The organism is Streptomyces griseochromogenes, assembly GCF_001542625.1.
Taxonomy (GTDB): domain Bacteria; phylum Actinomycetota; class Actinomycetes; order Streptomycetales; family Streptomycetaceae; genus Streptomyces; species Streptomyces griseochromogenes.
This window is the reverse complement of sequence record NZ_CP016279.1, coordinates 7,123,325-7,138,557: the sequence shown is the minus strand read 5'-3', so window position 1 is coordinate 7,138,557 and position 15,233 is coordinate 7,123,325. Positions and strand designations below refer to the sequence as shown.

Below are 15,233 nucleotides of genomic sequence, written 5' to 3'. Positions count from 1 at the left end.
TTCTTCGGCGGTGCCGGTGCGGCGCCACGCGGGAGTGACCCACCGTCGAGTCAGCGCCGCGCGGGCACGTCCCAGCGGACGCGCAGAGCCGGGGGCTTCCGGAAGACCAGGCCTCTGGGGGCGGAGGACGAGGCAGGGTCGAGCCGCAGGCCGGGGAGACGGTCGAGGAGTGCGAGGAGGCAGGCGCGGGTTTCCAGACGGGCAAGGTGGGCGCCCGGACAGAAGTGCGGGCCGTGCGCGAAGGCCAGCTGCAGGCGCGAGTTGCCCCGTCGCAGGTCGAAACTGTCGGGGGACTGGAAGACCTCGGGGTCGCGATTCGCGCCGGCGAGCGAGACGACCACCAGATCCCCGCGCCGCACGTCGGCCCCGCCGATCGTCACGTCGGCGGTGGCGTAGCGGTCCACGACCGCCGCGGCGGGTTCCAGGCGAAGCGATTCCTCGATCGCCGCATCGACCAGGTCTGGATCGGCATGCACGAGGGCGAGTTGACCAGGGTGTGCCAACAAGTGCAGTACGGCGTTGGCGATCATGCCCTCGGTGGTCTCGATACCGCCGAACATCAGCACGGCGGCGTTGGCGACCACCTCCGGCAGCGTCAGGCGCATGCTCTCGGAGGCCGCGACCAGCAGCGACCCATCGCTGCCTGCCGCGACCGTCGCCTCGACGCTTGCGCGCAGCCGGTCGAACGCCACCGCCCCGGCGGGGTTCGCCGACAGCCCGGCGGTGATGTCGGAGACCGCGCTCACGATGGCGTCGTACCAGGACAGCACCGCCTCGGCGTCCGCGTCGACCAAGCCCAGCGACTCGGCGACGACGGCGACGGCCAATGGCCCGGCCACCTCCCGGCGTAGTTCGGCGCTGCCACGCGGCCTGATGCCTTCCACGAGCCGGGCGGCCTCCTGTTCCACGAACCCGGTGAACCGGTCGTGCACGTCTTGCGTGCGGAACGGGTCGGTGAACGGGGCGCGGTGCCGCTTGTGCTCGGCACCCTCCAGGGAGAGCATGCTCGGACCGACCACCCGGGCGGTGGAGAAGCGGGGGTCGTCCACCGTGAAGGTCGCCGCGTCGCGCATCACGCGCAGCGCGAGATCACGTCGGGTCACCAGCCAGCCGCCCAGCACGGGGACCCACGAAACCGGTTCGTGAGCGCGCAGCAGGGCCAGCCGGGGGTGGGGGTCGTCCTCCAGCTCCGTGAGCGTGGTCGCGGAGCCGAGCGGAAACCGGCGCGCCGTCACCATAGAAGCCGCCCTCCGTTCCCGTTCCTCGAATTCCGGCCTCCCCGGAGCCCACGCAGAGCGTATGTGTCTCCGGCGCCGGTGTCACAAGCCGGAGCGGCTCGCCGGACGACGGCGAACCGCTCCGAGACGTCGGGCTAGTTCGTGGGCGAGACGTAGCCGCTGATCGTCATGTTCCAGTACGAGCTGTAGCCCACCGCACCGCTGTAGGGGCCGTCCTGGCTGACGGAGGCGGTCGACGGGTCGTTCGTGACCTCGTTGCCGCCGATGCTCTCGATGGTCCCGTCGGGATTGACCGCGGTGACGATGGCGACGTGATCGGCATAGCTGTTGCCGTCGTAGTTGAAGACGACCGCGTCACCGACTTGGGGATCGGAGTGCAGTCCCGCACCGTACTGTCCGAAGCTGCCGGCCGCCGGGGTCAATCCGTCGGCGTTGTAGCCCGATTGGGCCCAGACCCACCCCGCGAAGTCGGCGCACCAGTTTTCCGGCGAGCCACCCGCGCCCGTGCAGCTGGAGTTGTATCCCTGCCCGCCCGTGCTGTTCGTGTCGCAGGCGTGATTGCCGAGATTCGCGTTCGCGATCGTGACGATGTCGTCGGTTGTGGCCGACGCAGTGCCCGCGGCCAGTAAGAGGGACGGCACCACCAGGGCCACCGCCACCAGGCCCCCGATGACCGTGTTACGCGTCTTTTCGAACGTCATGATCTCCCTTTCGGTTTCGGCTGGATCGGACGTGATCGCGGTGAGCCTGGCGCCGGTAATCGGGCATGCGGATCCATGGAGTTCCGCTCCTGAGGGCAGCGCGCGTCTCGCTTATGCGTCGCGAACACGTCTGATAGGACCGTAGAAAGACCCCATGACATTTCCGTGACACGGTGATACTCAGGTTGAAATCGCGATGTCCGGTGCTTTGACGACGTCGCGGTCCATGGCCAGGCCGGTGGGCGGGAGGCAGCCGTCGATCAGGTGGGAGCCGGTCCGGACCTTCTTCGGCTTTCGCTTGGTTGCGCGGGTGAGGTGTGCGAGGTCGGCCGGCCATCTCGCCCCGAAATGACGCAATCAGGATCAAGCGGCACTGGGTGAGGCGATGACATCGCCGTGAAACCCGACCGAGGGAGGCGCTATCTCCGACGGGGCGTTCGATCGCGTGAGGGGAGTGCCTGGTGGGCCTGGGCCAGGTGGCGTTGCAGGCGGGAGTGGCGGAACTGGTAGACCGCGCCGGCCTGGCGCAGTACGCCGCGCTGGTAGGCGTCCTCCAGGAACGTGATCACGGCCCAGGGCAGGCGTCCGGTCAACGGCAGCCAGATGCGGGTGAGGACGAGCCACTGGCCCCAGGCGGTCAGGGTGAGTGCGGCTCCGATGGCTCCGCCGAGGCCGCTGATGGTGCCGAGCACGAGTGCGGGCCTGGGGGGCCAGAAGAGGGGGCCGGGCGTCCCCTGGAGGAGGGAGAACCCGACTGCGCCTCCGCCTACGGCCACCACCGCCCCGAAGACGGGCGCCGATACGAGCAGTTGGATGGTGACTGTGCCGCGGTTGGTGTTGAGGAGGCTGCGCGGGTCGCCGGCGGAGTTGATGTCGAGGGGGGTTTCGAGGAGGCCGAGGAGGTAGGCGGTGAGTGCGGCAGCGGCGCTGAAGGGCAGGCCGTGGACGAGCCCGTCGACGAGCGCGGTGTGCAGCGCGGTCGGTGGTCCGGACTTCCAGGTGTGCGGGTTGTTCATGCCGACCAGAAACCCGTAGCCGAAGCCGAAGACCAGCCCGCTCAGTGCCCCGATCGCCAGTCGGTGGCCTGTCGTGTACTGGACGGCCCCTGATCTGCCGCGGATGCGCAGGCGGACGGTGGACGGCGTCACCGGATTGTTCTTGACCGCGAACACGAGCCAGTGCGTGAGCCCGAAGTTGAGCCCGGAAAGGAGGCCGGCGGCTGTCCCGTCCACGACGGAGTACGTGAACGAGCCGGTGACGGCGATGACGGCGGCGGCGACGACGAGACCGATGGCCAGCCCTGTCACCAGGGCGGTGACCAGGGTGCGGGTGGAGCGGCGCAGTGCGCTGCCGAGCCGCCACCAGGCGAGGTCGGGAGTTTCGAGCAGGCTCAGGTGGTGGGCGAGGCAGCCGAGCCAGTGCCGGGCTCGTTCCGGGTCGAATGTGCGCTGGTTCCCGCCGGTCCGGCTCTGGTGGAGCCGGCGGCGATAGACGGTGGGGAGGAAGTTGTCGAGAAGGTGGTCTTCCAACTGCTCCGGGGTGGCGAATCGGTCGGTGTCGAGGAGCGCGGCCGGATCGTGGTCGGGGGTGTCGCTGTAGACGGTGCGGGCGAGCGTGACCATCAGCGGGGTGGTCAGGACCGTGGCGAGGGGGGACGCGGGCCGGTCCTGTGGCTGATTGCGCAGGTCGGTCAGGACGGGTTTCCAGATGTTCGTCGTGGAGTCCGTGCGGCCGGTCTTGCGGGTGGTGCGGGGCAGGTAGTCGTCCAGGTCGTCGAGGGTGAGGTCGGTCAGCTCGATCGCGGCGGCGGCGGTCAGTACGTCGGTTTGGGCGACCGCGGCGGCGTATTCGCCGGGGCGGCTGGTGAGGAGAAGGGGGAGGGTGGTGGCGTTGAGGGCTTCCAGGGCGGGGCGGCGCAGGCCCTCGGCCATCTCGTCGAAGCCGTCCAGGACGGGGAGGATGCGGCCGGACTCGACCAGTTCGGAGGCCAGACTCTCCCCGCCGGGGCCCGGTGCGGCGTAACCGGGGTGATCCCGCGTCAGCCGGGCGGCCAGCCAGTCGCGCAGGGTGATCTTGGTGGGGTTCCAGGTTCCGATGCCGAAGATCACCGGAACGGGGTCGGTGTGGCTGCGTGCGGCGAGGTGGTCGAGGACGAAACGCAGGGCCAGGATCGTCTTTCCCGAGCCCGATCTGCCGAGCACCACCAGTCGTCCGGAGGGGATGCGCCGGAATGTCTCGGCGATCTGGTCCAGCCGGCCGTCCAGGTCGAGGGGGGTGGCCGGGGCCGTGTCCCTGGCGCGGAGCCGGAGGATGACGTCCCAGTGGTCGGTCAGGGTCTCGGGGGCCGTCCGCCAGCGGACCGGCAGGGGGAAGGGGTCCTGGACCTGCCGCTGTTCTTCTTCGCGCCGCCAGCGGGCGGCCACCAGTCTCGCGAGTTGCTCGGCCGGGTCTGCGGGTGGGGCGGGCGCTGCCGGCTCCGGCTTGGGTGGTGCGGGCTGCCCCGCATCGAGGAGACCGGCGGCGATCAGTAACCTCTCGCGTTCCTCGGGCCCCAGTGCCAGAGCGTCGGCCAGCTGTTCCACCGTGCTCAACCGGGGGTTGGAGCGTTTGCCGGTCTCCAGACCCCGGATGGTGCTCACACTCACCCGGGAGCGCTCCGCCAGCTCCTCCTGCGTCGCCTCGCGCCGCAGCCGCCGCAGCTCATCGCCGAACTCACTGGCCACCGTTCACGGCCCTTCCCCCTCAGAAAACGATTTCCGCAGGTGGGGGACTGTAACGCGGCCACCGGTCACATATGACCGGTTCAATGGCCTGTCCACGTTTCCTACACCTCCGCGACCTTCGACGGCATCGACGGGATCGACGGGATCGACCGGGCCGAGTGCATCGACCGGTCCGGAGAACGGGGAACCGCATGCCTTCGACGACCGCACCCCAGGACCGTCCGAGCGTCTCGGGCCTCACCGCTCAGGAACCAACTGCCGTTGCTCCAAGGTGATTTCACGGGCTGCCCCAGCATCCGACAGGACGTGTCAGCAGCCACACGCAACCGACCGAGTACAGAAGGAGACAGCCATGGCCGACAAGTACCGCTACCGGTGCGGCGAGTGCGGGTATCGCACCGCCTGGGGGAGTGAATCCCAGGGCGAGCAGACGATCGAGACCCACTACGCCCGAAGCCATCCCCACACCCCTGCCGGAGGCGTGGTAGAGGTCCGCAAGGGGTCCTCCGGGGGCTGCTCCGGTTGCCTGGTCGCCTTGGGGGTTGTGTTCCTGCTCCTGCTGCTCGCTTCCCGGCACTGAACGAAGTGGAGCCTGAAGAGACGCGTCACCGCCGGATACAGCGGCCACAGACCGTCGGCCGATGGACGAGATCGTCGCACGTCTCGAGGCAGACGTGTCCTCGCAACGGAACCGGTTGCGTCCCGAATGAAGAAGCCGTGGGGCGTGTCTCGCCCGCCCGGTCGGTCAGAGGCCCTCTCGCCGGGCACGTGCGCGTGCTGTGGGTCGCCTTGACGGAGTTCGGCGGAAACGAACAAGGAGAATCCCAACCGTCGGGTGCGGCCGAGCTTCCTTGGCTGATACATGCGACGGAGCGCAAGATCTTCGCCTGCGACCACCGGCCGGGCCTCGACCTGCGCCTCGTAATCCTCAGCGTCCTGCGGGTCGTTCAGCATGGGGACAGCGCGGACGTCGTGATCCATTACGGCAAGGCCGACGCCATGACGGGACTGGAGAAGGAGCATGCCGAGCCGTCCACGCTCGCGCTGCGCCTGCTCCAGTCCGCTGGTGCACATCGACCCCTTTGGCGTTCCGGCTCGACATGGACAAGCGTCGGCCGATACCGGGCTAGGACCCGGAGTTGCGGCGGCCGCCGGTGCCGCCCGTGACTCCACGGGACGCCGCCCGTCGGCCGGATCCGCGGGCGGCCTTGCCGGAGTCGGTGCCGTTCGCCGCGCCGGACGCGGCCCGGCGGTCGGAACCGCGGCTGCCCGCAGCAGCGGCACCGCCCGTGGCCCTCCCGCCTGCCGTCCTGCGGGCAGAACCGCGTCCGCCGGTGAGGGAAGGGCCGTCGGCCACTGCCACTCGGGCCGCTGCCCGGCCCCCCGTTCCGGAGGCAGCGTCTGTCGCCGCTCCGCTGCCGCCCTTTCGGCGGCGGCTGGACCGTCTGCCGGGCTCGGTGCCGTTCTTCGGGGCGCGGCGGGACGCTGTCGGTGCCGTCGGCTGGGGGACCTCGATGGTGACGGGCACGCCGGAGGGCTCGCGGGCGCCGGTGATGGTGGTCAGTTCCGCGTCGCTCGATGTGATGCGAGCCGTCCGGGGGCGGATTCCCGCGTCCGACATGAGCCGGGTGACGTCGCGCTTCTGGTCGGGCAGGACCAAGGTGACCACACTGCCGGAGCCGCCGGCGCGGGCCGTGCGGCCGCCGCGGTGGAGGTAGTCCTTGTGGTCGGTGGGGGGATCGACGTTCACGACGAGGTCGAGGTTGTCGATGTGTATGCCCCGGGCCGCGACGTTCGTCGCCACCAGCGCGGTGACCTGGCCGTTCTTGAACTGTTCCAGGGTGCGGTTCCGCTGTGGCTGGGAGCGGCCTCCGTGCAGCGCCGCCGCGCGGACGCCGACGGCCAGGAGCCGCTTGGTGAGCCGGTCGGCGGATCTCTTGGTGTCGAGGAAGAGGATGACCCGGCCGTCGCGGGCCGCGATGCGCGTGGTGACGGCCTTCTTGTCGGTCTCGTCCAGGACGTGGAGCACGTGGTGCTCCATGGTGGTCACCGCCCCGGCCGACGGGTCCACGGAGTGCACCACGGGATCGGTCAGGAACCGCTGCACCAGGCGGTCGATGTTGCGGTCCAGGGTGGCCGAGAAGAGCATGCGCTGTCCGTCGGGCCGTACTTGCTGGATCAGCTTGGTGATCTGCGGCAGGAAGCCCATGTCGGTCATCTGGTCGGCTTCGTCCAGCACCGTGATGCGTACGCTGTCGAGCACGCAGTCCCCGCGTTCCACGAGGTCGTTGAGCCTGCCCGGAGTCGCCACGAGTACCTCGGCGCCGCGCCGGAGCGCACCGGCCTGCTTGGTGATGGACAGCCCGCCGACCACGGTGGCCAGCCGGAGGTTCACCGCCGTCGCGTAGGGGGTCAGCGCGTCGGCCACCTGATGGGCGAGTTCACGGGTGGGTACCAGCACGAGGGCGAGGGGCGCCTTGGGCTCGGCGCGGAGTCCGGCCGTGCGGGCCAGGAGCGCCAGCCCGAACGCGAGGGTCTTGCCGGAGCCGGTGCGTCCCCGTCCCAGGAGGTCGCGGCCGGCGAGCGAGTTGGGCAGCGTGGCGGCCTGGATGGGGAAGGGGGTGGTCACGCCTTGCGCGATGAGGGTCTTCAGCAGCCCTGCGGGCATGTCCAGACCGGCGAAGTCCTCGACGGCGGGAAGCGCGGGTGTCTTGCTTTCCGGTAGCCGGAATTCCCGCGGCGATGATACGGACGGTGAGGGTGACGAGGCGCGCCGGTTCGACTTCTGGGGCCTGCGGGACATGCGGTTGGTTGCCTTCCTGGAAAGCACAAACCGGGGTCCGCACCATGACGGTGCGGACCCCGGTGAGCGGGTACGCGTCCGGCGATCAGGCGGGGAGGATGTTCTCCGCCTGCGGGCCCTTCTGGCCCTGCGTGACGTCGAAGGAGACCCGCTGGCCCTCCTGCAGCTCACGGAAGCCCTGGGTCGCGATGTTCGAGTAGTGGGCGAAGACGTCGGGGCCGCCGCCGTCCTGCGCGATGAAGCCGAAACCCTTTTCAGAGTTGAACCACTTCACGGTTCCCTGTGCCATGACATTCTCCTTCAGTAGGCAGAGGCCCCATCCGGAGATGCCGGAAAACAAATAATGCGCCTGAGGGGGAAAGCATTCCTGTCAGGCGCACATAGGTTCATGGGTACCACAACTGCAACGCGGAAATCCTAGCATGGCTCGGCGGCCTGTGGTGGATCATCGAGATGCGGTGGAGTCCCGACCGGCTGCCGGTGGCCCCGGCCGCGTCGGTGGGTGTTCGGAACCTGGCCGTTGGGGGGGGCGGCGAGGGCGTGAGTCGGTCAGGAACCAGTCTGCCGTGGTCGGTTTGTCATGGGCGTCTGCTCCGGGAGCGCGTCGCCGTCCACGCCTGTTCCGACGCGGCCCTTCACGCTGATGCAACTCAGCCGGATCAACCGCCAGTTCGTCGGCCGCGTGGTCCAGTCCCGCTTCGGGCATGCCGGTCGGCTCCGGGTCGCGCCACTGACGCGGACTCGGGCCGCAACGGTGCCTTCGTCGGGCGGTGGCGATCGGTGTGCCGACCCGGGCGGCGAAAGCCTGCTCGGCGCGGGCCTCGGCTGCCGGGTCCAGGTGGCATCGTCCGGCGGGTGCGGCTCGGTTTCGTCGGTGCGAAGCTGGACTTCAGATCACGAGGACGACGCTCCTCCGCGTCAGGGAACGGTGAGCGCAGATGAGCTCCAGCTCCACCGACGTCCCGGGTCCCGGTCCGGCCGGTGCCAGTAACGGGCCCGCTGTCTCCCGCCGGGAGTTCGACGCCCTCTTCGAGTCGGTTCGCACGTGGGGTCGCTGGGTGCCGGCCGACCGCGGGGCCTGGAACCGGGTGACCGCGGACCGTGTGAGGCGGGCCGTGGCCATGGTGCGGTCCGGGACCGTCGTCCCGATGGCGCTGCCCTGGAACACCCGTCCCGGCCCGGACAACCACAAGCCCGCCCTGCACCACATGACCGACCTCGGGGACGTGGAGAACCCTGAACCCTCCGCGTACAAGGACTTCATCGCCGCCGACTACCACGGCAAGGCGATCACCCATCTCGACGCGCTGTGCCACATCGCCTACCAGGGGCAGCTCTACGACGGGCGGACGGCACACGAGGCCGTCGATGCCGCGGGCGCCCGCTTCGGCGCGGTCTCGGCGCTCGGGCCCCTCGTCACCAGGGGTGTGCTGCTCGATCTCCCCGCCGTTCTCGGCGTCGGCTGGCTGGAGCCGGGGCAGGCGGTGCACGCCGGGGCCGTCCTCGCCGCGGAGAAGGCGCTCGGGGTGACCGTGGGCGAGGGCGACGCGGTGCTGCTGCGCACCGGACGGGTCCGCCGCAGTCAGGAACTCGGCGCCTGGGACAGCGGGGCGGTCAGCGCGGGCTTCCATGTGGACGCCGTGCCCGTGCTGGCCGAGCGCGGCATCGCGCTGCTCGGTGCGGACGGCGACAACGACGTACGGCCCTCGCCCGTGGACGGCGTGCACTCTCCGGTCCATGCCCTGGCCCTGGCCGCGCTGGGAGTGCCGTTGCTGGACAACCTCGACCTGGAGGCCCTCTCCGCCGCGACCGCCGAGGCGGGGTGGTACGAGTTCCTGTTCGTCGTGGCGCCGTTGAACGTCCCGGGCGGGACGGGCTCGCCCGTCAGCCCGGTCGCGGTCCTCTGACGAGTCCTGCGCACCGGACATGGCCGGTGCGGACCTGGTGAATCGTGACTCACGTGCCTAATGTCCGTATCCTCGTCAATGCCAGATATTTTCCATATGTGGACCAGCTAAAGCGGAAGTGAGGCGGAGCGTGATTCGGTCCGGCGGTGAACCGATACCGGCTGGGCGTGTGGCAGACGGCAGGGGCCCCACTCGTTTCCGTGAGCGGTTTCTCCAAGGGGAGCCGGTCGGGACGGGTGTGCGAAAGCCGATCCTGAGCTCCTGGCAGCGCTGCAGGTCGCTGGGGCTGTCGCCGGACCAGTCCGACCTCCCCTTCCGGGAGGACATCGACCCGGACAGCCGGATCATCCGCGCGGCCGTGCCGGTGCTCGACCGGCTGCAGGCCAGGTTCGCCGGCAGTGCGATGAACATCTGCGTCGCCGACGCGAGCGGAACGGTCCTGTTGCGCCGTTTCGGCGAGCCATCGCTGGCCAGGAGCCTTCCGGCGATCCAGAGCGTCCCCGGGTTCGTGTTCGCCGAGCAGGTCGCCGGCACCAACGGCATCGGCCTCGCCCTCGCGGAGCGGCAGCTCATCCGGGTCTACGGTGCCGAACACTTCGCCGAGCGCTCCCAGGGCAGCGCCTGCCGCGCGCTGCCCGTACGCGACCCGCTCAGCGGCCGCATCGAGGGCGTCCTGTGCTTCGGCTATCCGCGCAGTGCCGACGACGCGGCGCTGGCCGCCGTGATACGCAAGGCGGCCGGGGCCATCGAGCGCCGGCTTCTGGGGCAGAGTTCCGCGCGTGAGCGCGCTCTGCTGCGGGCGTACCTGGCCGCCCGGACCGTCGCCGCCCCGCCCCGCGGCATCGGGGTCGACGAGCTGGCTCTCGAACTGCATCCCCATGACCGGGCGATCCTCATGGACCGGGCCGCCGAACTGATCTCGCGCGCGCAGCGGGCCGCGGTCGAGGTGTCCCTGCCCGCCGGCCGGCAGGTCACGCTCGTGAGCCGTCCGATGACGAGCGCCTCCGGAGTGGAGGGCATCGCCATCGAGGCCGTGCTGCACGGCCGCGCCCCGCACGAGCCCTTCGCCTTCCCGCACCGCATGGACCAGCCGCGGGGCTTCCCCGCCGAGCCCGCCGCAGTCCCCCTGTCCGCGGGGCCCGTGGCCGATTCCGGCGTCGCGGCGTCCGGACGTCCGCGCCGCCCCACGATGCCGGGGTACCTTCCCGACGTGACATTCGGCCGGATCGCTCCGAGCGGCGAGGGTGCGACGACCGACGGCGCCGACGGTGGCGACGGCGCGACGGGCGATCACCTCGACTCCCCGCCTCCCGCGCGAGGGCTCGTGATGGTGGGGGAGCCGGGCGTGGGGACGTACGCCGTGGCCGCGCGCCGCCGTCTGGAGCTGCTGACCGAGGCCAGCGCCCGCATAGGCACCACCCTGGACGTGCGCCGCACCGCCCAGGAACTCGCCGAGACGGCGGTGCCGCGACTGGCCGACTTCGTCACCATCGACCTGCCCGAGGCCGTACTGCACGGCGAGGAGTCCACCGATCCCCGCGGTGACCTGTGCCGCGCGGTGGTCCACGGCATCCGCGACGACGCTCCCTTCATACCGGTCGGCAAGCGAGCCGACTACGGCCCGGCCACGCCCCACCTGCGATGTCTGACCACCGGCCAGGCGGTGCTGGAACCCGACCTGAACGTCGCCGCCGGCTGGCTCGCGCACGACCCCGAGCACACCGAGCGGCTGCTCGGCCATGTCCACTCCCTCATCGCGGTGCCCCTCGTCGCCCGGGGTGTCGTCCTGGGCGTCGTCGCCTTCTACCGCGCACAGGAGCAGAACCCCGCTCCCTTCGGGGACGACGACCGCTCGCTGGCCCAGGAGCTCGCCACCCGCGCCGCACTGTCCATCGACAACGCCCGGCGCTACACCCGTGAACGCACCATGGTCCTGGCCCTGCAGCGCAGCCTGCTCCCGCACGGTCTGCCCGACCAGGACGCCGTGGAGGTCGCCCACCGCTACCTGCCCGCCGAGTCCGACGTCGGAGGGGACTGGTACGACGTCATCCCCCTGTCCGGCGCCCGCGTCGGCCTCTTCGTCGGCGATGTCGTCGGCCACGGCATTCTCTCCGCCGCCACCATGGGCCGGCTGCGGACCGCCGCGCGCAGCTTCGCCGAACTCGACTTCCCTCCGGACGAAGTCCTCATCCAGCTCGACAACCTCGTGGGACGCCTGGACCGGGAGGAACCCGCGGCCGACGGCGTCGGCATCGTCGGCGCGACCTGTCTGTACGCCATCTACGACCCGACCACGCAGCAGTGCACCATGGCCCGTGCCGGCCACCCGCCGCCCGCGCTGGTCCACCCCGACGGCACCGTCTCGTTCCCCGACCTGCCCGCCGGACCTCCGCTCGGCCTCGGGGGACTGCCGTTCGAGGCCGCCGAGATCGAGCTCCCCCAGGGCAGCCAGCTGGTCCTCTACACCGACGGACTCATCGAGGACCGCAACCGCGACGTCGACGTGGTCCTCGACCAGCTGCGCGGCGCCCTGGCCCACCCGGAGCGCGCGCCCGAGGAGACCTGCCAGGCGGTGCTGGACACCGTGGCGCCCGCCCACCCCTGTGACGACATCGCCCTGCTCGTCGCCCGCACCCGCGCCCTCGACCCCCGGCGGATCGCCACCTGGGACCTGCCCGCCGACCCGGCCCGGGTCAGTGACGTGCGCGCCGCCGCCCTGCGCCAGCTGGCCGACTGGGGACTCGACGAGGCCGCGTTCGCGGCGGAGCTGATGCTCAGCGAGCTCGTCACCAACGCCATCCGTCACGGTGCCGGGCCCATCCGGGTGCGGCTCCTCCATGACCGCGGTCTGATCTGCGAGGTCTCCGACACCAGCAACACCGCCCCGCACCTGCGCCGGGCGGCCAGCACCGACGAGGGAGGACGCGGACTGTTCCTCGTCGCCCAGCTGGCACAGAGCTGGGGCACCCGGTACAAGCCGCAGGGCAAGGTCATCTGGGCCGAATGCGGGCTCGCCGGCGTCTGAGGCGGTCCGCTGATCCGCTCACGTCACGACGAGCTGATCCGTTGGAGGCACGGCCGGTGGCAAGATGTCGCAGATGTCGTGATATGGGCCGCTAGTATCGCTGGTGCCAGTCGGGAAGAACTCGCCGGTCCGACCCCCGGAGCTGTCCGTGCACGACGCTCACGACATCTCTGCCACGGTCCCGCCCTCCGCGGCGGAACCTCTGGTCCGTATCCGTGGGCTCGGCAAGCGGTTCGGCGGGACGCTCGCGCTGGACGGCGTCGACCTCGATGTCCACGCCGGCAGCGTCCTCGCCCTCCTCGGCCCCAACGGAGCCGGGAAGTCCACCCTCATCAAGGTGCTCGCCGGCGTCCACCACGCCGACTCCGGACGGATCACGGTGGACGGTCACCCGCTCGGCACCCATGCCGCCTCCCACAGCATGTCCTTCATCCACCAGGACCTCGGGCTCGTGGAGTGGATGACCGTCGCCGAGAACATCGCGCTGAACACCGGATACGAGCGCCGGGCCGGACTGATCTCCTGGCGGCGGACGCGAAAGCGCTGCACCGAGGCGCTGCGGAGCGTCGCCGCACATCTCGACCCCGACACGCCGATCGCCGACCTCGCACCGGCCGAGCGGTCCCTGGTCGCCATCGCCCGGGCCCTCGCGTCGCGGGCGCGGCTCATCGTCCTCGACGAGCCGACCGCCCGCCTGCCCGCCGCCGACTGCGCCCGGCTCTTCCGGGTCCTGCACACCCTGCGCGACCAGGGGCACGGCATCCTCTACGTGAGCCACCGCCTGGACGAGGTGTACGAGGTCGCCGACACCTTCGCCGTCCTGCGCGACGGCCGCCTGGTCAGCCACGGCGCGGTGGCGGGCCACAGCCCGGCCCGCCTGGTGCACGACATCACCGGCGAGGAGCCGGCCCGCCACCGCCCCGCCACGGCCCCGGCCGGCGGCCCGGCCGTCCTGACCCTCGACGGGGTACGGACCGCCGGCGCGGGACCGGTCAGCCTGGAGCTCGCGGCCGGGGAAGTCCTGGGCCTGGTCGGCCTCTCGGGCGCCGGACACATGGACCTGGGCCGGGCCCTCGCGGGTTCCCGGCCCCTGCTCGGCGGACGGGCCCTGCTCGGCGGCCGCCCCTACCGCCCCCGCACGGTCGCGGACGCCGTCGCGCTCGGGGTCGCCCTCGTGCCCGGCGACAGACAACGGGAAGGCTGCCTGTCCGAGCTGACCGTACGGGAGAACCTCCTGGCCAACCCCCGCGCGGGAGGCCTCTCCGCACTGCGCTGGACCGGTCCCCGACGCGAACGCGCCGAGGCCGCCGCCCTGATCGAGCGGTTCTCGGTACGTCCCCGCGACACCGAGGCCCGTATCGCCACCTTGTCGGGCGGAAACCAGCAGAAGGTCATGATCGGCCGATGGCTGAGCGTGGGCCTGCGCCTGCTGATCCTCGAGGAACCGACGGCGAGCGTGGACGTCGGTGCCAAGGCCGCGATCCACCGGCTGCTCGACGAGGCGCTCGCCGCCGGGCTCGCGGTGCTCCTCATCTCCACCGACTTCGGGGAGGTCGCGGACCTGTGCCGACGGGCCCTGGTCCTCGTCCGCGGAACCGTGACCGCCGAGCTGACCGGTCCGGCCCTCACGGCCGCGGGGCTCACCCGGGCGGCCTCGGCCCTGCCTGCCTCCGGAACCGCGACGAACCCGTGACCGCCTCGCCCCCGCCCCGGCCACGCCCGCAGCGTCCGGGCCCGCTGAGCGGGCCCGGACGACGGACGGTCCGGCCACGGGGCCCGGGCGGACGCCTCATCGGCGCCTACGGCCTGCCGGCTCTCACCGCCCTGCTCTTCCTCGTCTTCTCCGTCACCCTGCCGCGCACCTTCCCCACCCTGGACACCGTCGACTCGATCCTGTTCACCCAGTCGATCCCGGCCGTCCTCGCACTGGCGGCCATGGTGCCCATCGTGACCGGCGCGTTCGACCTCTCCCTCGGCTACGGCCTCGGCCTCGCGCACGTCATGGTGATGCGGCTCCTGGTGGGCGGCGGCTGGCCCTGGCCGCTCGCCTGTCTCGTCGTGATCGCCGGTGGGGTCGTCGTGGGTGTGCTCAACGGTGTGATCGTCGAGTTCGGCCGGATCGACTCCTTCATCGCCACGCTCGGGACCGGCAGCATGCTGTACGCCGTGAGCGGCTGGATCACCGGCGGCGGCCGGATCGTCCCTGGCCCGCACGGCCTGCCCGCCGCCTTCACCGACCTCTACGACTCCACGTTCCTCGGCGTTCCCCTCCCCGCCTGCTACGTACTCGCGCTCGCGCTCGCCCTCTGGCTGGTGCTGGAGCGACTGCCGATCGGCCGGTACCTGTACGTCATCGGGGCGAACCCGCGCGCCGCCGACCTCGTGGGCATCCCCACCCGCAGATACACCGTCTACGCCTTCGCCGCATCGGGGCTGATCGTCGGCTTCGCCGGAGTACTGCTCGCGGCCCAGCAACAGATCGGCAATCCGAGCGTCGGCCTCGACTACCTGCTGCCCGCCTTCGCCGGCGCCCTCCTCGGCTCCACCGCGATCAAGCCCGGCCGCCCCAACGCCATGGGCACCCTCGTCGCCGTCGCCGTCCTCGCCGTCGGCCTGACCGGCATCACCCAGATGGGCGCGGACTTCTGGACGGTCCCGCTGTTCTACGGCGGCACCCTGCTCCTCGCCGTCGGCCTGGCCGGCTACTCCGCTCGCCGGCGACTGAGCACCGGCGCCGTCACGGCCCGCGACGCACCCGCCGCGCCACCTCAGCCGCCGCCCGCCGAGGACGACGGCCCGGCCGGCAGCACTCCCTGACCCACGCCGCGAGCCTCAC

At 71.3% G+C, this 15,233-nt stretch carries 10 protein-coding genes; 5 read left to right on the top strand and 5 right to left on the bottom strand.

Going from position 1 to position 15,233, the window contains the following annotated elements; all coding sequences use genetic code 11:
- Positions 1-50: 50 nt before the first annotated feature.
- The 3 genes from AVL59_RS30635 to AVL59_RS30625 form a co-directional block, all read right to left on the bottom strand.
- Entirely contained in the window at positions 51-1,238 is a 1,188-nt protein-coding gene (locus AVL59_RS30635; protein ID WP_067310906.1) for a cytochrome P450, read from the bottom strand.
- A 134-nt stretch (positions 1,239-1,372) separates the two neighbouring features.
- Positions 1,373-1,939, bottom strand: coding sequence for a CHAP domain-containing protein (locus tag AVL59_RS30630; RefSeq protein WP_067310903.1), 567 nt, complete (start codon positions 1,937-1,939; stop codon positions 1,373-1,375).
- A gap of 419 nt (positions 1,940-2,358) precedes the next feature.
- Entirely contained in the window at positions 2,359-4,662 is a 2,304-nt protein-coding gene (locus AVL59_RS30625; RefSeq protein ID WP_067310901.1) for a helix-turn-helix domain-containing protein, read from the bottom strand.
- A gap of 352 nt (positions 4,663-5,014) precedes the next feature.
- Between AVL59_RS30625 and AVL59_RS30620 the strand changes: the two genes are divergently transcribed.
- Entirely contained in the window at positions 5,015-5,242 is a 228-nt protein-coding gene (locus AVL59_RS30620) for a hypothetical protein (protein WP_067310898.1), read from the top strand.
- A gap of 546 nt (positions 5,243-5,788) precedes the next feature.
- Here the strand turns inward: AVL59_RS30620 and AVL59_RS30610 are convergent.
- Positions 5,789-7,465 (bottom strand): DEAD/DEAH box helicase, encoded by a 1,677-nt coding sequence (locus AVL59_RS30610; protein WP_067310892.1) that lies wholly within the window; start codon positions 7,463-7,465, stop codon positions 5,789-5,791.
- An 85-nt stretch (positions 7,466-7,550) separates the two neighbouring features.
- Positions 7,551-7,754, bottom strand: coding sequence for a cold-shock protein (locus tag AVL59_RS30605; RefSeq protein WP_055710303.1), 204 nt, complete (start codon positions 7,752-7,754; stop codon positions 7,551-7,553).
- A gap of 649 nt (positions 7,755-8,403) precedes the next feature.
- Here AVL59_RS30605 and AVL59_RS30600 point away from each other — a divergent pair.
- From AVL59_RS30600 to AVL59_RS30585, 4 genes are all read left to right on the top strand, one after another.
- Positions 8,404-9,372 carry a cyclase family protein gene (locus tag AVL59_RS30600; RefSeq protein WP_067310889.1) on the top strand — a complete coding sequence of 323 codons (969 nt, stop codon included), beginning with the start codon at positions 8,404-8,406 and terminating at the stop codon, positions 9,370-9,372.
- A 130-nt stretch (positions 9,373-9,502) separates the two neighbouring features.
- Positions 9,503-12,397, top strand: coding sequence for a SpoIIE family protein phosphatase (locus tag AVL59_RS30595; protein WP_067310886.1), 2,895 nt, complete (start codon positions 9,503-9,505; stop codon positions 12,395-12,397).
- 148 nt (positions 12,398-12,545) lie between these two features.
- The gene (locus AVL59_RS30590) at positions 12,546-14,090 is read left to right on the top strand and encodes a sugar ABC transporter ATP-binding protein (protein ID WP_067310883.1); all 1,545 of its coding nucleotides are present in this window, start codon (positions 12,546-12,548) and stop codon (positions 14,088-14,090) included.
- The gene (locus AVL59_RS30585) at positions 14,087-15,214 is read left to right on the top strand and encodes an ABC transporter permease (RefSeq protein ID WP_067310880.1); all 1,128 of its coding nucleotides are present in this window, start codon (positions 14,087-14,089) and stop codon (positions 15,212-15,214) included. The genes AVL59_RS30590 and AVL59_RS30585 overlap by 4 nt, the downstream gene beginning before the upstream one ends.
- The last annotated feature ends 19 nt before the right edge of the window (positions 15,215-15,233 follow it).